Raw genomic sequence first — 22,702 nt, forward strand, 5'->3', positions numbered from 1 at the left:
TCTTAAAAAACCTTTGATACCAACGTTTTACTCCTTGATTTTGGCGTTTTTTTACATTGCTTCGTTCCTGCTTTTCCCCTCATTTCGCCTGCTTTTTTTGCGTGACAGTATATACTTAATGATATATACTAAAATCGAAGTGGAGGAGGAAAAACATGGCACGTTATAGAAAACGAATGCTTGTTGCTTTGATCTATGCATTGTTGTCGTCGATTGCTTTAAATCTCTTTTGGCTGCCGGGAAATATTTATGCGAGTGGGATCACTGGTTTGTCGCAATTGTTGTCGCAGCTTTTAGACGAGCAGTTGAACCTGCAGCTTTCGATCCCGCTTTTGGTGCTTTTTTTTAATGCGCCATTGTTAGCGGTTGCTTGGGTCAAAATCGATCGAGAATTTACCATCATGACGGTTTGTACCGTCGTCCTGTCTTCTGTTATGATGAAGGTGGTACCGGTCATTGCTTTAACGACCGATCCGGTGATCTGTGCCGTGTTCGGCGGATTGCTGCACGGGGTGTCGGTGGGCTTGACATTGAACGACGATTTTTCAACGGGTGGGCTTGATATTTTAGGAATTTTAGTGAAAAAAGCCACTGGTAGAAGTATCGGCAGTTTCTTTATCGGCTTCAATGTCAGTTTGCAGCTAGCAGCTGGGCTGATCTTTGGCTGGCCTTATGCTTTTTATAGTGCCATTTCCTTCTTCATCAGTGGGCGGATGGTCGACTACGTCAACCTGAAACAGCGGCGTGTGCAGCTGCTGGTCGTTACAGAAAAAGCAGAACCCGTCATTACGACGTTGCAATGTGCTTTGCAGCGAGGCATCACGGTCATCAACGATGTCGAAGGTGGATTTGATCATCAACAGAAAAAACTATTATTACTGGTTATTTCCCATAGAGAACTCAAGACCGTCGAAGGCATGATCCAAGGAATCGATGAACAAGCGTTTGTCAGTGTTTCTTCTGGCGTCAGTGCCAATCGATCGTTTTATGAATGGTAGCAAAGTGAAAGAAAGTAGGAGAGACGTTGAAAAAACAAGCAGTATTTCAAGAAGTTGCCCAGCAGATTGCGCAACGGGTTCATGAAGGTACGTACGTGACGAGCCAAAAGCTTCCTTCCGATTATGATTTAGCAGAGGAATTTCAGTGCAGCCGTTTAACGGTGCGCAAAGCCATCGATCTATTGATTGGCCAGAATTTGTTAGTGAAAGAAAAAGGCAAAGGAACCTATGTCATGAAACAGCCCAAGATCCCAAGCGGCTCTGGCGGGCTCCAAAGTTTTACTGAAACTGCAAAGATCCAAGGGAAAAAGACCCGTACGGAAGTTTTGCATATCGAAACCGTCAAAGAGCTCCCGATAGAGATTGGGCAGCTGTTTGGCGATTACGCCAAGGAACCGATCGTTTATTTGGTGCGCTTGCGTTACTTTGATGATGAGCCGATGACGGTGGAAAATCTTTACGTACTGAAACGCTATTTGCAAGAAGACACCGCAGAACTCACGAAAGCTCAATTAGAGTCGTCTTTGTATCAAGTCATTGAAGCCAACATCGAGATTGGTTATTCCCATCAAGAGGTGGAAGCTGTGAAAAGTCCTGCCGATATTGCGAAACTTTTGCAGGTGCCTCAAGAGGAACCGATGCTTTTGGTCCATTCGATGACCTATTCCGCATCAGCCAAACCGATCTTATACGATACATCCTATTACCGAGCAGACAAATATACCTTCAAAAATACATTAGTGCGTCAAAAATAAAATCAATCCTTTAGAGGTGAAGACAATGGATCCACTCACAGCAAGTATTGAAGCCAATTGGTCAGAATTTCTCACACTTTTGAGCGAGGTGATGCAGATTGCAAGCGTCAAAGGTGAGCCGGCGCCTCATGCGCCTTATGGCACAGGACCACGAGAAGTGTTAGCATACGTCATGGAAAAAAGCGCAGCATACGGGTTTCAAACAACGGTCATTGATGATGCGATCGGCTATGCCCATTGGGGACCAACGGATACCGACTATATCGGTGTGTTAGGACACTTGGATGTCGTCTCGGCAGGTTCTGGCTGGAGCTACCCACCCTTTGCACTAACTGAAAAAGACGGCAACTTTTATGGCCGAGGGATCTTAGATAACAAAGGCCCGATCATCAGCTGTTTGTTTGCCATGAAATTATTGAAAGACCTTGGTCATCAACCGCAATTACCGCTGCGGATCATTTTCGGTACAGATGAAGAAAGCGGCATGTCGGATATCCCGCATTTTCTAGCGGTTGAGCAGCCACCGCGTTTTGGTTTTACGCCAGACTGCAAGTATCCAGTGGTTTACGGCGAACGAGGTGTCGTCAATGTGCAACTTGATTTTCCATTGCCCGCCCAAGAACAGCAGCTGTTAGCGGCGTTTTCTGGCGATCAATTCCGCGATCATGTACCAGACCACCTATCGGTAACCGTAGGCAGTCAGTCCTTTGAAGCACTAGGCAAACGTTCCCCTAGCAATGCCCCTGAGCTAGGGGACAATGCCATTACAAAGCTTGCCCAGCAAGCAGCACCGCAACTAGCAGCGACACCATCCTTGCAAGCAGCTTTGCAGTGGATCGCCCAAAGTTTTCACCAGCAGCACTATGGCGAAGGCATTGATTTGGTACTAGAAGATGCTGATTCAGGAAAGTTGATCTTGACCCCTGTGGTTCTCCAAAAATCCGCCAGTGGACTAGCGTTAGAAGTGGCCTTTCGCTATCCGGTATCGGTAACGGAGGAACAAGTACTCGCTGGGGTGCAAAAGGCATTGCCAAAAGGGGCAAGTCTTACGATCCTTCGCAGCATTCCGGGGTTCTGCCGATCAAAAGATGCCCCCGAAATCCAAACGCTATCGACGATCTATCACCAAGTAACGGGCAATGATCCAACCCCCGTGACGACTACAGGAGCAACCTATGCCCGCAAGATGCCAAACATCCTTGCTTTTGGTCCGTCTTTTCCAGGGCAAAAAGGGATCGCTCATAACCAAGATGAGTACATGGCGGTTGCCGATCTACGGATGAATCTTGAAATTTATCTGCGCAGCTTACAAGCACTGACAAAATAAGCGAAGACACGAACGAAGAAGAGTTTTTCCATTTTTTTTGAGAAACTCTTTTTTTAGTATAGACATAGTAGTATATACCGTATAGAATATACTTGAAAGCGCTATGAAAAATGGAGGGATATTTATGTGGGGAATGATTGCTACATGGCGGATGGCACACGATGGCGTGCTCGCTGCTAAAGCACTATTAGAGCAACAAGGCTCCTGCCAAGATGCAGTAGAAACAGCCATTAAAGCAGTGGAAGATTATCCATTTTATAAATCGGTGGGGTATGGCGGACTGCCCAACGAAGAAGGCGTGTTGGAAATGGACGCTGCCTTTATGGATGGTGATACCTTCAAAATTGGTGCCGTCGCTGGGATCGTCGATGTGGAAAATCCTATTTCCGTGGCACGCCGCCTAAGTGAGGAAAAATTCAATAGTTTTCGGATCGGCCAAGGAGCGGTCGCTTATGCGCTTGCCGAAGGATTCCAGCCCAAAGAGATGTTGACACCGCGAGCCAAAACCATTTGGGAAAAGCGCAAAGCAGAGATCGCTGCCAACAACCTCAATCCCTATGACGGCCACGATACAGTGGGAGTAGTTGCGCTGGATGAACACCAAAGCATGGCAGCAGGAACCTCTAGTTCTGGTTTATTTATGAAAAAAAGCGGTCGTGTTGGCGATTCACCTTTATCTGGATCTGGTTTTTATGTGGATAGTGAAATCGGCGGTGCCGCTGCCACAGGGTTAGGGGAAGACTTGATGAAAGGCTGCCTTTCCTACGAGATCGTCCGTTTGATGGGAGCAGGGCTAGCACCGCAAGAAGCATGTGATCAAGCCGTTTACGACTTTGAAGCGCGATTGAAGAAGCGCTACGGCAAAGCCGGCGCCTTCTCGCTGATCGCCTTAGATAAACAGGGGCGCTGGGGCGTGGCAACCAATGTAGAATTTACCTTTAGTGTCGCAACCACCAAGCAAGAGCCTGCTATTTTTATGGCAACGCCAGGTCCTGAGCAGACAACCGTGATCGAACCCATCACGCAAGAATGGTTGGAGGCTTATGAAAAACGAATCAAAGCGCCGGTCTAACAACCGCGATTGAGAAAAACAAACATTGGAGGAATGGATATGGCAACGAAAAAAATCTATTTGTTTTGTGAAGCTGGAATGTCAACGAGTATCATGGTCAATAAAATGATGGAAGTCGTCAAAAAGCACAACATGCCTTTGACGATCGAAGCATTCCCTGCGATCCACGCAGAAGAAAAAGTCGAACAAGAAAAACCCGTCGCTATTTTGTTAGGTCCACAAGTACGACACTTAGATAGCAAAATGAAAGCAACTTTCGAGCCAATGGGGATTCCAGTCGGCACGATCGCGACAGAAGCATACGGCATGATGGATGGCGAACGAGCATTGAAAGATGCCTTAAGCTTGATCAAAAAAGCCAAAGCAAAGTAATAAAAGTGTTGGAGTAACAGGGGACTACGTGTTATCTGCTAGTTAGCACGCAGATGGGAGGAAGAAAAATGCAGAAATTTTTAAACTGGTTAGAAAAAGTGTTAACACCGATGGCAAAGACGATCGGTGAAAACAAATACTTGATTGCAATTCGTGATGGTTTCTTATTATCCACACCGTTGTTGATCGTGGGGTCACTCTTTTTAGTCTTGACCAATTTTCCGATTCCAAATTGGAACGAGATGATGAGCAGTTTGCTGGGAGACAACTGGGCAACGATGTTGAATATGCCAGCAACAGCCAGCTTTGACATTATGACGATTTTAGCTGTTGGTGGGATCGGGTATAGTTTGGCAAAACAGTTTAAAGTTGATGCCATGCAAGCAGCCATTATTTCACTCGTTTCTTTTTTTATCGTGACACCATTTACGACCGTTTTCACACCAGAAGGCTCTACGGACGTTTATGAAGTTGGCAGCCTGCCATTACGATGGATGGGTTCTAGCGGTTTGTTCTTAGGGATGGTCGTTGCCTTGATTTCCACCAGAATGTTCGTTGCGTTATTACGCAAAGGGTGGACGATCAAAATGCCTGACGGTGTTCCCCCAACCGTGGTGAAATCCTTTGAGGCATTGATTCCCAGCTTTGTGATCGTGACGGTTTTTATGATCGCCAACTGGTTAGCCAACTTAACGTCTTATGGCAATCTGCAAGAGATCCTCTTTAAGTTCTTACAGACACCGTTGTTAAGTTTAGGAAATACTTTAGGTGCCATGATCATAGCCTACCTATTTTTGCATTTTTTCTGGTTCTTTGGGATCAATGGTTCCAGTGTGGTCGGCGCTGTCTTCAACCCTATCTTACGGGCATTATCTATTGAAAACTTAGATGCTTTCAAGAATGGCGCAGAAATTCCTAACATTATCACCGGTCAATTTCAAGACATGTTCGCGACCTTTGGCGGGGGCGGTTCGACATTGTCTTTGATTTTAGTCATGATCTTAGTCTGTAAAAGCCAAAGGGTCAAAAAACTATCACAGTTATCGTTGATACCAGGTATCTTTGGGATCAATGAACCAATCATCTTTGGGTTACCGATCGTCTTGAATCCAGTTCTGCTGATTCCTTTTGCTTTAGTGCCAACGATCAATATTATTATCTCTTACTTCTGTATGGATCTTGGATTAGTCAACTATACCAATGGAATTCAACTGCCCTGGACCACGCCACCGATTATTTCTGGTTTCTTAGTCAGTGGTTGGCAAGCGTCTGTTTTACAAGTCTTGTTAATCCTCTTAGGAATGGCTATTTATTATCCGTTTATCAAAGTCTTAGATAATCAATATCTAAAAGAAGAAGCGGATGCCGTTGAACAAGAAGAAGAGGAAATCAATTTTGACGATTTCGATTTTGATGATCTATAAGAAAAGAGGCGCCGCTCATGAAAAAAATAATTTTGATTCTCAATCATGTCACTGCAGGGATGGGAAGTGATGAAAATGCTCAGTTGCCGCCAAGCGGCAAAAAAGCTGCCCTTGGTCCAGGTCGAACCTTGAATCCACTTTTTCAAGAGCAAGACGCACAAATCGTTGCAACACTCTATTGTGGTGACCAATATTATCACGAGCATCAAGAAGAAGTGAACAAAAAATTTGTGGGGTTTGCTAAAAAATTTGATGCCGATGCCGTTCTTTGCGGACCTGCGATGCATTATCCTAATTTTGGCGAAATGGCAGCAGGATTGACGAAAGTATTCAATGCGCAAGGAATTCCAGGGGCTGCAGCGATGTCAGAGGAAAACCCAGCAGTGGCAATCTATGCCAAAGACATCTATATCTTGAAGATGCCGAAAAAAGGCGGGATTGGATTGAATGATTCCTACAAAAAGATGGCGCACGTTGTTTCCCAGCTTGCCCACGGAAAGCCTCTAACAGAAGTAGACCAAGAGGATTTGTTTTAAAGAGAAAGACGATCAGCGTTGGCTGGTCGTTTTTTTGTCCTCAATAGACACTAATAGCCATTGAGGGAGGGATAGAATACTAGAGGGAGTATACGGCAATCTTAGATAAAATAGTAGAAGGAAGAGTGATTTTTTTCCAAAGTGAACAAAAAGTTTTTTAATCTATTGTTCAATTTAACACATGACATTTTTCTTAATAAAAACCGAAACTTTTGTCCACTTCTTTTCCTTGAAAGTTCTTGAAAACGCTTAATTTAAAGGGAGTTTAATAAAACTGTGAAAAAAATCACAAAAACTATTTACAAACGAAAAAAGATGTTGTATGATCTGTATGTGAAGTAGTTAACAAACAAAACTTGTTTAAAAACTAGGAGGACAAACAATGGCTAAGACATTGGAAAAAGAAGTGACGATCGACGTACAAGCAATGATTGACGATTTAGCAACGAAGGCAAATGTGGCGTTAAAGGAAATGGAAAACTTTGATCAAGAAAAAGTGGACCACATTGTTCATGAAATGGCAATGGCAGCATTAGACAAACATATGCCTTTAGCTAAAATGGCAGTAGAAGAAACTGGTCGTGGTATCTATGAAGATAAAGCGATCAAAAACATGTACGCTTCAGAATATATTTGGAACAGTATCAAACATGACAAAACAGTCGGCGTGATCAATGAAGACAAACAAAAAGGCTTGATCGAAATCGCTGAACCAGTTGGTGTCGTTTGTGGGGTAACACCAACAACTAACCCAACATCTACAACGATCTTTAAAGCAATGATCGCTTTGAAAACACGTAACCCGATCGTTTTTGCTTTCCACCCATCTGCACAAAAATGTTCAGCAGAAGCTGCACGTATCGTTCGTGATGCAGCCATCGCTGCTGGGGCACCTGAAAACTGTGTGCAATGGATCGAACATCCATCAATCGAAGCGACTGGCTTATTGATGAACCACCCAGGAATTGCGATCGTATTAGCAACTGGTGGCGCTGGCATGGTCAAAGCAGCATACTCAACTGGTAAACCTGCATTAGGTGTTGGACCAGGGAACGTACCTGCATATATCGAAAAAACAGCGAAAGTGAAACGAGCAGTCAATGACTTGATCGTATCAAAAACTTTTGATAACGGAATGATCTGTGCCTCTGAACAAGCAGTGATCGTTGATAAAGAAGTCTATGCCTCTGTGAAAGCAGAATTTGAAGCACATCAAGTCTATGTTGTAAAAGCAAAAGAATTACAAAAACTTGAAGATGCCGTGATGAACGAAGGAAAATATGCCGTAAATCCAGCAATCGTTGGACATTCAGCAATGGAAATCGCGAAATTAGCAGGCATCAACGTACCAGAAGGAACAAAATTATTGATCGCTGAACTTGACGGTGTCGGTGCTGATTACCCACTATCAAGAGAAAAACTTTCTCCAGTTTTAGCAATGATCAAAGCAAACAACACAGAAGACGCGTTCGAAAAATGTGAAGCAATGCTTGATTTAGGCGGACTAGGCCATACAGCGGTGATCCACACTGAAAACGAAGACTTGCAATTAGCATTCGGCCTACGCATGAAAGCTTGCCGTATCTTAGTTAACACACCATCTGCAGAAGGTGGTATCGGAAATATCTACAACGAAATGATTCCATCATTGACACTTGGTTGTGGTTCATACGGGAAAAACTCTGTATCACGAAATGTTTCTGCTGTGAACTTGATCAACGTGAAAACTGTAGCGAAACGGAGAAATAATATGCAATGGTTTAAATTGCCACCAAAAATCTTCTTTGAAAAGAACTCTCTAATGTACTTGGAGAAAATGGAAAACGTTGAACGTGTCATGATCGTTTGTGACCCTGGTATGGTTCAATTCGGCTATTGCGATACGGTTCGTGAAGTACTTGCTCGTCGTAAAAATGACGTGAAAATCGAAGTCTTCTCTGACGTAGAACCAAACCCATCAACAAACACCGTTTACGCTGGAACAAAAATGATGGTTGATTTCAAACCAGATACAGTGATCGCCCTTGGTGGTGGATCAGCAATGGATGCTGCCAAAGGCATGTGGATGTTCTATGAGCACCCAGATACTTCATTCTTCGGCGCGAAACAAAAATTCTTAGATATCCGTAAACGGACATACAAGATCGACAAACCAGAAAAAACGCAATTCGTTTGTATCCCAACAACGTCTGGTACTGGTTCTGAAGTAACCCCATTTGCGGTTATCACTGACAGTGAAACACACGTGAAGTACCCATTAGCTGATTACGCATTGACACCAGATGTTGCAATCGTTGACCCTCAATTCGTAATGTCAGTACCTGCTTCTGTTACAGCAGACACTGGAATGGACGTTTTGACTCATGCGATCGAATCTTATGTGTCAGTAATGGCATCTGATTACACTCGTGGATTGAGCTTACAAGCAATCAAGTTAGTCTTTGACTACTTAGAAAAATCAGTGAAAACGCCTGATATGGAATCTCGCGAAAAAATGCATAATGCCTCAACAATGGCAGGTATGGCCTTCGCCAATGCATTCCTAGGTATTTGTCACTCTGTAGCTCACAAAATCGGTGGTGAATATGGTATTCCTCACGGACGTACAAATGCGATTCTTTTACCGCACATCATCCGTTACAATGCCAAAGACCCACAAAAACATGCAATGTTCCCTAAATATGACTTCTTCCGTGCCGATACAGATTACGCAGACATTGCGAAATTCTTAGGTCTTAAAGGCAAAACAACGGCTGAATTGGTTGAAGCATTGGCAACAGCTGTTTACGAATTAGGACAATCTGTTGGTATCGACATGAGCTTGAAAGCGCAAGGCGTCACTCAACAAACACTAGATACAACAGTTGATCGCATGGCTGAATTGGCTTACGAAGACCAATGTACAACAGCAAATCCAAAAGAACCACTAATCTCTGAATTGAAACAAATCATCGTTGATGCCTATAACGGCTAAACAATGAATCAAGAACACCCTGCGGTATCTTAGCTGCCGCAGGGTGTTCTTTTGTCGTCTCTTTTTTTGGAAAAGTAAGCCGACAGTTGCCGCCTTTTTGCCCAGATCAGTTAAGAATGCGAAAAATAGCAATTGAACAGGGGGGCATAAAAAAGGAGTGGATTTCTCCACTCCGTAAAAGTCTCGTTTTTTCAGGATGTCACCAAGGCTGCTGCTTTTTTTGCTCAAACAGATACGCTCGTTACTTGCTGACGTTTTTCTTCAAGCGTAGCATCTGGAAGCTTTGTTTTTCCAAGACGACACGCAAAATGCCGTCATTCAATTCCGCTGTTTTTCCATTGACGGGCACAACGTTGTTCGGGGTTGCTTCGGTATTGGCGGCATGCAAGTCTGGGTGGTGCAAGACTTGATGGGTAGCGATTTGCAATGAATTATATTGACGCAAGTCGCAAGTGAATTCATTGGCATCCTGCAAATCCTTATTTACTAAGAAAAAGGTTAAATAGTCATCTTCGTTTTCGATCGCAATGGCATCCACATAAGAAGCTTTTCCGTGGCTGCTATCGAAATCAGCTCCTCGAAGGATGCTATGCAACACGTGACCGCGACCATAGTTGCTGATCATTTCATAGGGATAAAAAATCGTTTGTTTCCAAGCGGCAGTATCGGAAGTCATGATCGGTGCGATCACGTTGACCAGCTGTGCCATGCAGGCGATTTTAACGCGATCTGCGTGATGAAGCATCGTGATCATCATGCTTGCGACGAGTAACGCATCTTCAAAGTGATAGACGTCTTCTAATTGTGGTGGGTGTTGACTCCAAGGTTCAATTTTTTGATCCTGTTCATTTGAGTGATACCAGACGTTCCATTCGTCGAAGGAAATATTGATCGTCTTCTTGCTTCGGCGTTTGGCTTTCACTGCATCACAGATTGCTGCGACTTGACTGATGAACTGATCCATTGCGACATTGCTTGCTAGATAATCTTGGCTATCGCCGTTACGGTTGCCATAATATTGGTGCATGGAAATGTAGTCGACTTGATCGTAACAATGACTTAATACTGTATCTTCCCACATGCCAAAGGTCGGCATCGTGAGAGAAGAACTACCACAAGCGACGGTTTCGATCGTTGGGTCCACCAGACGCATCGCTTTGCCAGCTTCTTCTGCGAGACGGCCGTATTCATCGGCTGTCTTATGTCCTTCTTGCCAAGGACCGTCCATTTCATTGCCTAGACACCAAAGTTTGATGTCATGAGGATCGGCCACCCCATGGGCACGACGGAGGTCACTATAATAGCTGCCGCCTTTTAAATTGGTGTATTCGATCAAGTTTTTCGCTGCTTCGATTCCTCGTGTCCCAAGATTGATCGCCATCATCGGTGCCGTATTGACTTGCTTGGTCCAATCCATAAATTCGTTTAAGCCGAACTGATTGCTTTCGATTACCCGCCAGGCCAAATCGATTTTTGCTGGCCGTTGCTCTTTAGGGCCGACGCTATCTTCCCATTTATACCCAGAGACGAAATTGCCTCCTGGGTAACGGACGATCGGCACATTCAACTGCTTGATCAAGGCAGCGACATCTTGACGAAAGCCTTGATCATCGGCAAAAGGACTTTCTGGTTGATAGATCCCTTCGTACACACAGCGCCCTAAGTGCTCCACAAAAGAGCCGTAGATCCGTTCGTCGACTGGTGCCAAAATAAAGTGTTTGTCTAAATACATCGTAGTTTTCTTCAATTTTGCAACCCCTTTCTTTTCTTTCATTGTAGCGATAGTCCATGAAAATAAACACTACATTCTGTCTTATTCTATTGACGTTTTGTCCGTTTTCTTTATACTAAAGGCAAGTAGGAAGGAGTGAGAAGTTGAACGTAACCTATTCAGGATTTCAAATGCACAATGCTGTTTCCGATCATATTTATCGCCCCTCTGGCTTAAAGCATTATCTTTTCGTGTTGACGTTGTCTCCAATGGTTTTCACTTTTGAAGATGGTCATCAAGAAACTAGTGAAAAAGGTAGCTGCATTCTTTTTCCTCCAACCGTCTATCAAGATTATCGTGGCAAAGAAGATTTTTTTAATAGCTTTGTTGAGTTTCAAACGGACCAGGTGATCGAAGAAACCTATGTGATCCCTTGCAATCAATTGTTTCAGCCGAAAAATATTCAACAAATCAACAAATTGATCCAAAAGATCAATCATGAATCCTTGTTGCCGCAACGGCACACGGAAGAATTGATCGCGGCGTATATGACAAATCTATTGGTCTTACTTGAACGCAATTTTGAAGAAAGCATCCCGCAACCACAAAACGAACACTATCAACTGTTTCAAGCGATGCGGTTGAAAATGTTAGTCAATTGCGAACAGCAATGGGATTTTTACCAGTTTAGCCGCGAGCTTTCCATCGGTAAAAGCCAATTCTATAAGCTCTATCAACAGTTTTTTCATACCACGCCCAAAGAAGATTTATTGCAAGCTCGGTTTCAAAAGTTTTTTTATTTACGCAGCAACGAAACGCTGACGATTCGAGAGGCGGCGTTTCAATCTGGTTTCCAAAATATCAACCATTTTAATCGACTCTTTGCGAAGCGCTATGGCTGTGCACCGACAAAGTACCAACAGGAGCAATAGGCAGGTCTGATCGGTAAAAACGCAGAAAAAAGACCGACGAATTCTTGACGGATGCAAGAGAAAACGGGACAATGTCATTAGGAGGTGGCGTATGGATACAGAAACGATCGTAAGCGAACTTTCTAAGCGTTCAAGCGAATTGGAAGCGCTACAAAGCAAATTGAGTCAAAGCCAATTAATGAATAATGAAGCAGCACAAACGTTCATTTTTGACTTAAAGGATTATTTAGATAGCTTAAAGCTCGTAACGGATTTAGTACCGTCAGCGGCAACTACCACAGTGGAAGTTGACCAGTTGTCGTACGTCTTAGGTGAACAAAATCAAAGCATCCAACAGCTGCTGGTCATTTTGGAAGAAGCCGAAGAAAACGACGACCAGTGCTTTTTCGGTAAAAGTGCGGGAGAAGTGCGGCGGATGATTGGCAGTCTGTCTGGGATCCTGGAACTAAACGGTCTGTTGCTGCAAGACAATCGTGGCTTTCAGCAAGTTGTGAAGGAAACCGGACCGCTTCAGGTGACTGAAACAAAGGAAGTCTCTGAGAAAAAAGGGTTTCTCCAAAAGCTTTTTGGGAAATAAGCACTGATCGTCGATCACAATACGTGTACTTGTATCTCAAACGGTTCTCCACAATGCGTGAAGAACCGTTTAAGGAGACGACTTTTCTAGGAGAAAGGGGGGCTTGAAGATGGCAGAAACAGTCACACTTCAACCGATTACGGAAGAAATGATTGCTGAACTTTGGTCGATCAGCTATGGGCCTAAGGCAGATTTAGAATGGAAAAAATGGGACGGACCGTATTTCCAAGACCCCGTGTTGACGTGGGAAGAATTTCGAACGGGGTTTGGCGCTAGCTGTATCGACAACCCGTTACGTAAAGCGATCAGCTATCAAGGAAGAATCGTAGGGATCGCGACCGCTTATTGGGAAGACAATACCTTGCAGCAGTGGTTGGAATTCGGGATAGCCATCTATGATGCTTCCCTTTGGAATCAAGGCATTGGCAGCCAAGCAATTCGCCAGTGGATCAATGAGTTGTTTGAATCACAGCCTCATATCCAGCGTGTGGGTTATACCACGTGGTCGGGCAATCACCGCATGATGAAACTAGGAGAAAAGCTAGGGATGACCAAAGAAGCCCAGATCCGCAAAGTCCGTTTCTGGGAAGGCACCTATTATGATTCCATCAAGTATGGCATCTTGCGAGAAGAATGGGCACAGCAGAAGTGAAGGTAGGGGATGCGGCAGCCAATGTCGTATTCCTTTTTCTTTTTTACAACAAATCAAAAAAATTTCTAGCATTACAGACAATAACCATGTACTATCTCTATGTAATACTTTATAATAATTCCAATATACAGATTAGAAATATTTTAAAAAAGTCGGGAATAGCGTTTGAAGTTCATTCTCAATTAGTCTAAAATAGTGAGAAAGAAAAGATACTGGAGGGAAAGAAATGTCAGTTTTAGAAATCAAAAATCTACACGTCCAAATCGAAGATAAAAAGATCTTAAAAGGCGTTGACTTAGTGTTAAAAACTGGAGAGATCCATGCCATCATGGGACCAAACGGTACAGGGAAATCAACCTTGTCCGCTGCCATCATGGGCAACCCGAATTATGAAGTGACAGAAGGGGAAATTTTGTTCGACGGCGAAAACGTCTTGGAAATGGAAGTGGATGAGCGAGCTCGTTTAGGTCTGTTCTTGGCGATGCAATACCCAAGTGAAATTCCAGGCATCACCAATGCAGAATTCATGCGGGCAGCGATCAATGCCAAACGTGACGAAGACGACAAAATCTCTGTCATGGATTTCTTGAAAAAATTAGATGAAAAAATGGATTTATTGAATATGCCAGAAGAAATGGCGGAACGCTATCTGAATGAAGGCTTCTCTGGTGGAGAAAAGAAACGAAATGAAATCTTACAATTGTTGATGCTAGAGCCAACCTTTGCAATTTTGGATGAGATCGACTCTGGTCTAGATATCGATGCCTTGAAAGTCGTAGCAAAAGGCGTCAATGAAATGCGCGGCGAAGGCTTTGGCGCTTTGATCATCACCCATTACCAACGTCTGTTAAACTACATCACACCAGACGTGGTTCATATCATGATGGAAGGCCGTGTCGTGATGACCGGTTCGGCAGACTTAGCCAAACGCCTAGAAGCAGAAGGCTATGCTGGGATCAGTAAAGAGTTAGGGATCGACTACAAAGAAGAAGAAGCGTAAGGAGGCAAGGTAAATGGCAAAATTACAGGATTATCTTGAACAAGTCAACGTTTTTTCAGCGTTAAAAGAAGAGCCTGAATGGATGTTGGAATTACGCCAAGCAGCCCTTGCGAAAGTGGATGAACTTGCGTTTCCAAAAATCGAGCGGGTGCGTTACGAGCGTTGGCCATTGTTCAATATCGACGAACAAGCACTTGCTGGTGAGTACGCTTTGTCAGAAGAAGAAGTGGCAGGCGCAGTTCCCGCCTTTGACGCGATGGATAACCATCCGACCCTCGTTCAGTTCGATGACACCACGATCTTTGAGCAATTACCGCAAGAGTTGATCGACAAAGGCGTGATCTTTACGGACTTGTTTACAGCAATGAAAGAAGTACCAGAGTTGGTTAATCAATACTATATGACCAAAGCAGTGCCAATGGACGAAGACAAAATGACCGCAGCACATGCGGCGTTTATGAATAGCGGCATGTTCTTGTATGTACCAAAAAACGTGGTGATCGAAGAACCCCTTGAAGCGATTTTCTACCACAATGGCAATAGCCAAGCGCATTTCTTCAAACACATTTTGATCGTTGCCGATGAACACAGTGAGTTCAGCTACTTGGAACGTTTCCAAACCAAAGGCGACCAAGCGAAAAAACTGTCATGCAATATCGTAGTGGAAGTAATTGCCAAAGCAGGCGCGAAGGTCAAATTCTCTGCGATTGATCAGTTAGGTGTCAACATTACTACGTATATGAATCGTCGCGGCTACGTATTACGAGATGCGATGGTAGATTGGGCGATCGGAGTCATGAATGACGGCGACGTCGTGGCAGACTTTGATTCTGATCTTGTAGGCGAAGGCGCGCATTCGGAAGTCAAAGCGGTCGCAATCAGTGCTGGACGCCAAACACAAGGGATCGATACCCGCGTCACCAATAAAGCACCGCATTCCATTGGTCATATCCTGCAACACGGCGTTATCAGAGAACGCGGCGTCTTAACCTTTAACGGTATCGGACACATTTTAAAAGGAGCCAAAGGAGCGGACGCGCAACAAGAAAGCCGTGTCCTAATGCTTTCAGACCAAGCCCGTGGCGATGCTAACCCAATCCTTTTGATCGATGAGCACGAAGTAACAGCCGGACACGCAGCCAGTGTGGGACGGGTCGATCCAGAAGAAATGTACTACTTGATGAGTCGTGGGTTGCGCAAAGAAGAAGCGGAACGTTTGGTGATTCGTGGTTTCTTAGGATCCGTTTTGACCGCGATCCCAGTCAAAGAAGTGCAACAAGAATTGGTTGCCGTTATCGAAGGGAAGTTGCTCGCATGATCGATGCCCAAAAAGTGAAACAAGCGTTTCCCATCTTGGATCAGCTCGTAAATGACGAACCATTGATCTACCTCGACAATGCCGCCACTACGCAAAAACCAGAGGCAGTGCTGCAGGCAATCACCGATTATTACCATCAAGACAATGCCAACGTTCATCGTGGGGTTCATACCCTCGCAGAACGGGCGACCCATTCCTATGAAGGCGCACGAGAAAAGGTTCGCCGTTTTATCCATGCGAGTGAGACGGCGGAAGTGCTGTTTACTCGAGGGACGACCACTGGTTTAAATTGGGTCTCCCGCAGCTACGGCGACCGTTTTGTCAATGAAGGCGATGAAATCGTGATTTCTTATATGGAACATCACTCCAATATCATCCCTTGGCAACAATTAGCTGCTCGGAAAAAAGCTACCTTGAAATATATCCAGTTGACACCAGAAGGCACCTTGGACATGGAAGATGCCAAGAAACAGATCACAGACAAAACCGCCATCGTTTCGATCGCGCACGTTTCCAATGTTTTAGGCGTGATCAATCCGATTGCAGAGCTAACCAAATTGGCGCATCAGCACCAAGCCGTCATGGTGGTGGATGGTGCTCAGGCTGTTCCACATATGGCAGTTGATGTCCAAGCACTGGATTGTGATTTCTATGCCTTTTCTGGCCATAAAATGTGCGGACCAACTGGCATCGGTGTCTTATACGGCAAACGGCAATGGCTGGATCAAATGGAGCCCGTCGAATTTGGCGGTGAAATGATCGATTTTGTCCATCTGCAAGAAAGCACGTGGAAAGAACTGCCGTGGAAATTTGAAGCGGGCACACCAAATATTGCCGGCGCGATCGGCTTAGGTGCAGCGGTGGATTACTTAACAGAAATCGGCTTAGAAAACATCCACGCCCATGAAGCATATTTAGCTGCCTACGTTTTGCCCAAACTGCAAGCCATTGAAGGTTTGACCATCTATGGTCCCCAAGAAGCAGCAAAACGCACGGGAGTGATCGCCTTTAATCTAGCAGGCATCCATCCTCATGATGTTGCCACCGCTTTAGACATGGAAGGCATCGCCGTACGGGCAGGTCATCATTGTGCCCAACCCCTCTTGAGCTATTTGCAAGTCCCAGCGACTGCACGGGCCAGCTTTTACCTGTATAATACAAGAGAGGACGCCGATCGACTGGTTGACGCCATCAAGCTGACGAAGGAGTTTTTCCAACATGGCACTAACGAAATTAGATAATTTGTATCGACAAGTCATTCTGGATCATTCCAGCCACCCACATCATCGGGGCACCTTGGATGATTCAACGTACAAAGTCGAATTGAATAACCCTACCTGTGGCGACGTGATCCACTTGGAGCTCGCTGTCGAAGGAGACACCATCAAAGACATCGCGTTTACTGGCGAAGGCTGTTCCATCAGTACCGCCAGTGCATCCATGATGGGGGATGCGATTATCGGTAAGACACTAGCAGAAGCTGGTGAGCTATCAGGCTTTTTTTCTGAACTCGTCCAAGGAAATGACATTCCTCAAAGCGATCGCTTAGGCGATGCTTCCATGCTTGGGGGGGTGGCGAAGTTTCCTGCACGCATCAAGTGTGCGACTTTAGCTTGGAAAGCATTAGAAAAAGCCATTGCTGCCGACAGTACACAAGCATCTGTCAGTCACAGCCACGCCAATGAATCTGACACTGAAGAAACCAGCGAATAGACAACCGCACTACAAAAGGAGTGAGAACCATGGGTGTACCCGAATTAGAAGAATATAAATTTGGCTTCCACGATGACGTGCAGCCTGTTTTTAGTACCGGCGAAGGATTGACCGAAGACATCGTCCGTGAAATCTCACGGGTCAAGCAAGAACCAGAATGGATGCTTGAGTTCCGCTTGAAGTCTCTTGAAGCCTTCAACAAGATGCCCATGCAAAACTGGGGCCCAGACCTGTCTGACATCGATTTTGATGCCATCAAATATTACCAAAAACCAAGTGATCGTCCTGCCCGTGATTGGGATGACGTACCAGAAAAAATCAAAGAGACCTTTGAGCGCATTGGTATTCCAGAAGCCGAGCGGGCATACCTGGCCGGCGCTTCTGCCCAATACGAATCAGAAGTCGTTTACCACAACATGAAAGAAGAGTTTGAAAAACTTGGCATCGTCTTTACCGATACCGATTCAGCCTTGAAGGAATACCCTGAGCTGTTCAAACAATACTTTTCAAAATTAGTCCCACCAACCGATAACAAGCTTGCTGCTTTAAACTCAGCCGTTTGGTCAGGTGGTACCTTTATCTATGTACCAAAAGGCGTTCGTGTCGATGTGCCATTACAAACCTATTTCCGGATCAATGCCGAAAATACCGGTCAGTTCGAACGAACATTGATCATCGTTGACGAAGGCGCCAGCGTCCATTATGTTGAAGGCTGTACCGCCCCAACCTATTCAAGCAATAGTTTGCACGCAGCCATCGTTGAAATTTTCACCCTAAAAGACGCTTACTGCCGCTACACCACCATTCAAAACTGGTCAGACAACGTCTATAACCTAGTAACCAAACGGGCCAAAGCCTTAGAAGGTGCTACCGTTGAATGGATCGATGGCAACCTAGGTGCCAAAACAACCATGAAATACCCAAGTGTGTATCTTGATGGCAAAGGCGCACGAGGCACGATGCTTTCCATTGCCTTTGCAGGTGCCAACCAAATCCAAGATACTGGTGCAAAAATGATCCATAACGCACCAAATACCTCCAGCTCCATCGTCTCAAAATCAATTTCTAAAGACGGCGGTGCAGTAAACTATCGTGGACAAGTCACCTTCGGCAAGAAGAGCGCAGGCTCTATCTCCCATATCGAGTGTGACACTATCATCATGGATGACCTATCGAAATCCGATACCATCCCATTCAATGAGATCCACAACAGCCAGGTGTCCCTAGAACACGAAGCCAAAGTCTCCAAAATCTCAGAAGAACAACTGTACTACCTAATGAGCCGCGGTCTCTCCGAAAGCGAAGCAACCGAAATGATCGTCATGGGATTCGTCGAACCATTCACCAAAGAATTACCGATGGAATACGCAGTCGAATTGAACCGGTTGATTAGTTATGAGATGGAAGGGTCTGTGGGGTAATAGGGATACACCATTACATTCAAAGCTTCATTGACTTGATTAGTATGTTACTGTTTTCCACAAAATAATATGACAAAAAGGAGTACTCTTAGGAGTGCTCCTTTTTGTCGTTTTTTAGGCTCTTTGTCAATAAGGACTGATGAGTTGTGCAAAATCAAATCTGGGTCAGAATGAACCACATTCTGGCTCAGATTTTTTGTTATCTTACATTGATTAATTGATTGATCAAAAAGATTCTAATTCTCATGTTCTCGAATGATTTAAATCCGTAGGATACTCGTTTCATTGTCTTTATGTGGGTATTCTTCGCTTCTATTTTTCCATTGGAATAAGGATAGATCATTGCGTTGGTGATGCCTTCTTCATGGGTAAGAAGGTTTTGAAGCTTTTCCCGAAAGCTGTCATCTAACGTTTCGGGAAGTTCTGCCAATAAGGAGAAAAATAAGTCAGGGTCTTTGTCTCGAAAGGCTTCAACTAATTCATGAAAAAAGGGATACGCCTCCTTTAGGGGCGGAGAAAACTCAAGCAATCGATCAATCATCATTGCTTCAGTAAGAAATGGGTATTTTGGTGCTCGGAAACTTTTCCATGTTTTGTATTCATAATGGTTGATGTTTGCACGATTTTTTAGCAAAAAGCGCCAGTTCTTTTTCAGTTTTTCTGCCTGGCTTTTCTGTCCGGCTTTACGAAGTCCATTCATTTCACGGATACGCAACTCATTGAACGCTTGATTCATGTGTTTGACAATATGAAACCGATCAATCACTACTTTCGCATTTGGCAGAACACGTTTGGTGAGCTGGAAGTAGGCGGCGTTCATGTCTGTCACCAAGAATTCTACTTCTTCCGGATTGGTACAACCTAAGAAATAACTTGTTAATCGGGGTAATTTACGCGTAGGCAAAACATCTATTAATTTTCCTGTTTCGCCATCTGCACAAATAAAGCTCATTTTATCTTCTATGGAAGCATGCGAACGAAATTCATCAACCATCAATACTCTTGGGAGAATCTTCTTAGATTGCTTTGGTAAATAGCTTTTAAACTCTTTCAATGTACGAATAACGGTGGTCAAAGATACCTGACAGCTTTTCGCAATAAAAGATAAAGATACTTTTTCAGTCAGTAAAGAAGCAATTTTATATCTAACATGATTTGCGATTGAATGTCTGGGTTGGACAAAATAACTTTGAGCAGTCCAATGGGTGCGACAGTTTTTACAGGTATAGCGCTGCTTTTTTAGGCGCATAACCAAAGGCATATGATTGTATTGTTCAAAACGGACAATCGTTTCCTTCTTCCCATTTTTCACTATAATTGCTTTCCCGTTTCCATCTACCACAGTAGAACCACAACTTCTACAAGCACGAGGAGTAGGCGAGAGAACAGCATCGACGACCAACGTCTTTTTCTTCTGAAGGGTCTCGTAAGAGACCTCTGTAATCATCAAATCTTTCTCTATTATTCTCAGCATTTTTTTGATAGAATCATTCATATAGCATATCGTCCTCTCAGTTGTTTATTTTGTGGTGATTTAATCATACTAGAGAACGATATGTTTTTTAATACCTAAAATGAAAATGGGGCTGAAGAATCAATTCTGATTCATCAGTCCCATAAATTATAGAGCCGTTTTTTATTGGTAAAAAAGTGTGAGCATAGGGGAAATCTGCATAGAAAAACCGCACCATGACTATCTTTCGCAGCTCACAGGAAGATTACAATATTTTTTGGTTACTACGACTTCGACACTTATACTAATTCTTCAGCATATACGGTCATTTCATTCAACTTGTTTATTCGTTATTTTACTATCAATTTTCTTACAAAAAAGCTTCGTGATTAATTTAAAACGCAAACGAGTCAAAATACGGTTGTCTAATTTATGTGTATAAACGGAAAAACATTCCTCATCACTTGCTGGTAATTCAGATGAATGAATTGGGTTAATCATTTTGTTAATAGAAGAAATAGTGGAATTGATTGAAATAAAAAGCGACCAATATGGATCAGTCACCCTCATTACAAACTATTAAATGTAAAATCACTTCTGAATTTAGTAGGAACAAATTCGATAATAGAGTAAGTAGCAATACCATGAATTAAAAATGGATCTTCTTTGATAATAGATTGTGCCTCATCTTTGGAGGACAAACGTGCTAATATGATTCCTCCTGTTCTAGGATTTTTACGTCCAGAGCAGATAAAATGACCTGAATCATAGTTTTTTTGTAGATATTGATTATGTGGGGGAAGAAATTTTTCTACTTGGCTTAAATCTTTTTGATAGGTCAATTCTAAAATAAATAAATTCTTCATGTTGGGGAATCCTCCATATTTTACCTTATGCCTGTTTTGCTTTTCAGACAATAGTTTTTACTGAATGCTATCACCTATATACAAAGATGTTGAGTTAATTACCCTGCTCTTTAAGTATACGATCAACAAATGACATGTTTTTTTACATATCGGGCCTAACAAGAAGATTATACCAAAAGAATTTTAAACCAGTTATCGATATTTTGAATAATGTACAGAAGGGTTCGATCAGCTATTCACCCAATTTGTTGCAACAAAAAATAGCTAAACGAGTAGTAAGTAAAAGGCAGTTTACTAATGCGAGGTCATGATCATCCATGTGATACCGTATTGATCTTCAACCATACCATAGAGCGAGGACCAGAATACTGGTGCAAGGGGATCAATCACTTTTCCTTCTATCGAGAGGCTATTAAAAATAGTAGTAACTTCATCTGCAGATTCTTTTACAAGACAAAAGGAGAAAAAATCATTTGCTGGTCTATTTAGTCTGCCGTCTGTCATCATGATTCTCTGTCCGTCGATGATGATTTCTGAGTCCATAACGAAATCATCAGGCATCTCAGGATCTAAACCTGAATCTACCGGAGCTTCACTCGCATAAACGATGGACTTAACTTGAGCATCTAACGCCTCTTGATAAAATTTTATTGCATTTTCACAATTTCCTTGAAAACTTATAGCTGGGATAAGCATATAAAAATTCTCCTTTTTACTGATAGTATCACAAAGAAGTTACTCGCTTCTTTCAGTTTTTTCTTAGGAATCGGAAAATTTTGAATTGGTTATCCAAAAAAGGAGCAGAATACGTCGCTGCAATTAAATGACAAAATAATGTCTTGGAAAAATCTCAGTAGGTTTTTCTACGTTATATTTGATGGTCATTGTATTGCCCATACCATATCTCATTGGAACAGGAATACTATTTTCTGAGATATAATATTTTCCATCAATGAAGTAGCTAAAAGTTGCAAGTTTTGAATTGCGAAAATCCATCAGGTCGGGAAGAACAGTAGTGAATGCGACAATATTTCCCACGACTTCCTTTTTTTCAATTTTACCCATAGCTAATCACGCTCCTACTATAATTTTTATAGTGACAATTATAACATGCATGAGTGTGCGTGAGGTGACATCAATGTCAATAATTCTTAATTTAAGTTCAAATAAACTGTTTAATCATTAGATAAGTATGTAAATATGATGATTAACTTGATTTTGTCTAATCAAATGAGTAATTTATGAATTTGTCTGATAAATGGTAGCAGAATAGGTACAAAATAGTTTTTACTGTTGTCATAGCATTGCTGGCTAAATTATATTTTCCATCGATAGAGGTAAATAACTACAAGTTAATCACCTCAAATATAAATATGAAGTGATCTAGATTATAGAAAACAAAGATGTGATAATAAAATAGTGAAATAAGTAATATAGTTAGAATTAATCTTTTCATCAATCATTGAATGAGGGAGAATAACAAAAAAATCTGAGATAGAATAAAGTTCATTCTATCTCAGATTTTAGTTTGCACAATTTATAAGCCTATGGTGAAAAAGGGCTACTTTTTTGCTGTGCATGATCGAAATATTTATATTTCG

At 43.0% G+C, this 22,702-nt stretch carries 21 protein-coding genes; 16 read left to right on the forward strand and 5 right to left on the reverse strand.

From position 1 onward, the window contains the following. Positions 1-155 precede the first annotated feature (155 nt). The 8 genes from CO692_RS10350 to adhE all read left to right on the forward strand — a co-directional run bounded on the left by CO692_RS10350 (position 156) and on the right by adhE (position 9,458). Positions 156-998 (forward strand): YitT family protein, encoded by an 843-nt coding sequence (locus CO692_RS10350; protein WP_005227341.1) that lies wholly within the window; start codon positions 156-158, stop codon positions 996-998. A gap of 26 nt (positions 999-1,024) precedes the next feature. Beyond that, positions 1,025-1,753, forward strand: a complete 729-nt coding sequence (locus CO692_RS10355; protein ID WP_086293922.1) for a GntR family transcriptional regulator, LSA1692 subfamily — start codon at positions 1,025-1,027, stop codon at positions 1,751-1,753. A 25-nt stretch (positions 1,754-1,778) separates the two neighbouring features. After that, a complete protein-coding gene (locus CO692_RS10360; RefSeq protein ID WP_086293923.1) occupies positions 1,779-3,080 on the forward strand; it encodes a Sapep family Mn(2+)-dependent dipeptidase in 1,302 nt (433 codons plus the stop codon). Positions 3,081-3,204: 124 nt separating this feature from the next. Continuing rightward, complete coding sequence (locus tag CO692_RS10365; RefSeq protein WP_086293924.1) at positions 3,205-4,152, forward strand: N(4)-(beta-N-acetylglucosaminyl)-L-asparaginase; 948 nt, start codon at positions 3,205-3,207, stop codon at positions 4,150-4,152. A 39-nt stretch (positions 4,153-4,191) separates the two neighbouring features. Further along, entirely contained in the window at positions 4,192-4,524 is a 333-nt protein-coding gene (locus CO692_RS10370) for a PTS sugar transporter subunit IIB (protein WP_005227348.1), read from the forward strand. Positions 4,525-4,592: 68 nt separating this feature from the next. Then, on the forward strand, positions 4,593-5,948 hold the full coding sequence (gene celB / locus CO692_RS10375; protein WP_096742197.1) for a PTS cellobiose transporter subunit IIC: 1,356 nt from the start codon (positions 4,593-4,595) through the stop codon (positions 5,946-5,948). 17 nt (positions 5,949-5,965) lie between these two features. Then, positions 5,966-6,484, forward strand: a complete 519-nt coding sequence (locus tag CO692_RS10380; RefSeq protein ID WP_087664851.1) for a GrdB-related putative oxidoreductase — start codon at positions 5,966-5,968, stop codon at positions 6,482-6,484. Positions 6,485-6,866: 382 nt separating this feature from the next. Then, positions 6,867-9,458, forward strand: a complete 2,592-nt coding sequence (gene adhE / locus CO692_RS10385; RefSeq protein ID WP_086293927.1) for a bifunctional acetaldehyde-CoA/alcohol dehydrogenase — start codon at positions 6,867-6,869, stop codon at positions 9,456-9,458. 241 nt (positions 9,459-9,699) lie between these two features. Here adhE and CO692_RS10390 read toward each other — a convergent pair whose 3' ends face one another. Further along, positions 9,700-11,232, reverse strand: coding sequence for an alpha-N-arabinofuranosidase (locus tag CO692_RS10390; RefSeq protein WP_096742198.1), 1,533 nt, complete (start codon positions 11,230-11,232; stop codon positions 9,700-9,702). A 101-nt stretch (positions 11,233-11,333) separates the two neighbouring features. Here CO692_RS10390 and CO692_RS10395 point away from each other — a divergent pair, with 101 nt between their 5' ends. From CO692_RS10395 to sufB, 8 genes are all read left to right on the forward strand, one after another. Further along, on the forward strand, positions 11,334-12,101 hold the full coding sequence (locus CO692_RS10395; protein ID WP_096742199.1) for an AraC family transcriptional regulator: 768 nt from the start codon (positions 11,334-11,336) through the stop codon (positions 12,099-12,101). A gap of 91 nt (positions 12,102-12,192) precedes the next feature. Beyond that, positions 12,193-12,678: a hypothetical protein gene (locus CO692_RS10400; protein WP_096742200.1), complete on the forward strand. Its 486-nt coding sequence runs from the start codon at positions 12,193-12,195 to the stop codon at positions 12,676-12,678. Positions 12,679-12,787: 109 nt separating this feature from the next. Next, the gene (locus CO692_RS10405) at positions 12,788-13,330 is read left to right on the forward strand and encodes a GNAT family N-acetyltransferase (protein ID WP_010748768.1); all 543 of its coding nucleotides are present in this window, start codon (positions 12,788-12,790) and stop codon (positions 13,328-13,330) included. 226 nt (positions 13,331-13,556) lie between these two features. Then, positions 13,557-14,330: a Fe-S cluster assembly ATPase SufC gene (sufC, locus tag CO692_RS10410; RefSeq protein ID WP_005227367.1), complete on the forward strand. Its 774-nt coding sequence runs from the start codon at positions 13,557-13,559 to the stop codon at positions 14,328-14,330. Positions 14,331-14,343: 13 nt separating this feature from the next. After that, a complete protein-coding gene (gene sufD / locus CO692_RS10415; protein ID WP_096742201.1) occupies positions 14,344-15,648 on the forward strand; it encodes a Fe-S cluster assembly protein SufD in 1,305 nt (434 codons plus the stop codon). After that, positions 15,645-16,889, forward strand: coding sequence for a cysteine desulfurase (locus CO692_RS10420; RefSeq protein WP_096742202.1), 1,245 nt, complete (start codon positions 15,645-15,647; stop codon positions 16,887-16,889). The genes sufD and CO692_RS10420 overlap by 4 nt, the downstream gene beginning before the upstream one ends. Continuing rightward, positions 16,867-17,361 (forward strand): Fe-S cluster assembly sulfur transfer protein SufU, encoded by a 495-nt coding sequence (gene sufU / locus CO692_RS10425; RefSeq protein ID WP_096742203.1) that lies wholly within the window; start codon positions 16,867-16,869, stop codon positions 17,359-17,361. The genes CO692_RS10420 and sufU overlap by 23 nt, the downstream gene beginning before the upstream one ends. Positions 17,362-17,390: 29 nt before the next feature. Next, positions 17,391-18,782, forward strand: a complete 1,392-nt coding sequence (gene sufB, locus CO692_RS10430; protein ID WP_005232103.1) for a Fe-S cluster assembly protein SufB — start codon at positions 17,391-17,393, stop codon at positions 18,780-18,782. 199 nt (positions 18,783-18,981) lie between these two features. Here sufB and CO692_RS10435 read toward each other — a convergent pair whose 3' ends face one another. The 4 genes from CO692_RS10435 to CO692_RS10450 form a co-directional block, all read right to left on the reverse strand. Beyond that, on the reverse strand, positions 18,982-20,277 hold the full coding sequence (locus CO692_RS10435; RefSeq protein WP_096741998.1) for an ISL3-like element ISEfa11 family transposase: 1,296 nt from the start codon (positions 20,275-20,277) through the stop codon (positions 18,982-18,984). A gap of 527 nt (positions 20,278-20,804) precedes the next feature. Continuing rightward, positions 20,805-21,101 (reverse strand): YciI family protein, encoded by a 297-nt coding sequence (locus CO692_RS10440; RefSeq protein WP_081117388.1) that lies wholly within the window; start codon positions 21,099-21,101, stop codon positions 20,805-20,807. A gap of 294 nt (positions 21,102-21,395) precedes the next feature. Beyond that, complete coding sequence (locus tag CO692_RS10445) at positions 21,396-21,797, reverse strand: VOC family protein (RefSeq protein ID WP_096742204.1); 402 nt, start codon at positions 21,795-21,797, stop codon at positions 21,396-21,398. A gap of 123 nt (positions 21,798-21,920) precedes the next feature. Next, positions 21,921-22,166 carry a hypothetical protein gene (locus CO692_RS10450; protein WP_096742205.1) on the reverse strand — a complete coding sequence of 82 codons (246 nt, stop codon included), beginning with the start codon at positions 22,164-22,166 and terminating at the stop codon, positions 21,921-21,923. Positions 22,167-22,702: the final 536 nt, after the last annotated feature.

The organism is Enterococcus sp. FDAARGOS_375, from assembly GCF_002393265.1.
Taxonomy (GTDB): Bacteria; Bacillota; Bacilli; order Lactobacillales; family Enterococcaceae; genus Enterococcus_D; species Enterococcus_D innesii.

Coding starts and splice junctions, on each gene's coding strand:
- CO692_RS10350 (WP_005227341.1), top strand. CDS start 156: ATGGCACGTTATAGAAAACGAATGCTTGTTGCTTTGATCTATGCATTG.
- CO692_RS10360 (WP_086293923.1), top strand. CDS start 1,779: ATGGATCCACTCACAGCAAGTATTGAAGCCAATTGGTCAGAATTTCTC.
- CO692_RS10365 (WP_086293924.1), top strand. CDS start 3,205: ATGTGGGGAATGATTGCTACATGGCGGATGGCACACGATGGCGTGCTC.
- CO692_RS10370 (WP_005227348.1), top strand. CDS start 4,192: ATGGCAACGAAAAAAATCTATTTGTTTTGTGAAGCTGGAATGTCAACG.
- celB (WP_096742197.1), top strand. CDS start 4,593: ATGCAGAAATTTTTAAACTGGTTAGAAAAAGTGTTAACACCGATGGCA.
- CO692_RS10380 (WP_087664851.1), top strand. CDS start 5,966: ATGAAAAAAATAATTTTGATTCTCAATCATGTCACTGCAGGGATGGGA.
- adhE (WP_086293927.1), top strand. CDS start 6,867: ATGGCTAAGACATTGGAAAAAGAAGTGACGATCGACGTACAAGCAATG.
- CO692_RS10390 (WP_096742198.1), bottom strand. CDS start 11,232: ATGAAAGAAAAGAAAGGGGTTGCAAAATTGAAGAAAACTACGATGTAT.
- CO692_RS10400 (WP_096742200.1), top strand. CDS start 12,193: ATGGATACAGAAACGATCGTAAGCGAACTTTCTAAGCGTTCAAGCGAA.
- CO692_RS10405 (WP_010748768.1), top strand. CDS start 12,788: ATGGCAGAAACAGTCACACTTCAACCGATTACGGAAGAAATGATTGCT.
- sufC (WP_005227367.1), top strand. CDS start 13,557: ATGTCAGTTTTAGAAATCAAAAATCTACACGTCCAAATCGAAGATAAA.
- sufD (WP_096742201.1), top strand. CDS start 14,344: ATGGCAAAATTACAGGATTATCTTGAACAAGTCAACGTTTTTTCAGCG.
- CO692_RS10420 (WP_096742202.1), top strand. CDS start 15,645: ATGATCGATGCCCAAAAAGTGAAACAAGCGTTTCCCATCTTGGATCAG.
- sufU (WP_096742203.1), top strand. CDS start 16,867: ATGGCACTAACGAAATTAGATAATTTGTATCGACAAGTCATTCTGGAT.
- sufB (WP_005232103.1), top strand. CDS start 17,391: ATGGGTGTACCCGAATTAGAAGAATATAAATTTGGCTTCCACGATGAC.
- CO692_RS10435 (WP_096741998.1), bottom strand. CDS start 20,277: ATGAATGATTCTATCAAAAAAATGCTGAGAATAATAGAGAAAGATTTG.
- CO692_RS10440 (WP_081117388.1), bottom strand. CDS start 21,101: ATGAAGAATTTATTTATTTTAGAATTGACCTATCAAAAAGATTTAAGC.
- CO692_RS10445 (WP_096742204.1), bottom strand. CDS start 21,797: ATGCTTATCCCAGCTATAAGTTTTCAAGGAAATTGTGAAAATGCAATA.
- CO692_RS10450 (WP_096742205.1), bottom strand. CDS start 22,166: ATGGGTAAAATTGAAAAAAAGGAAGTCGTGGGAAATATTGTCGCATTC.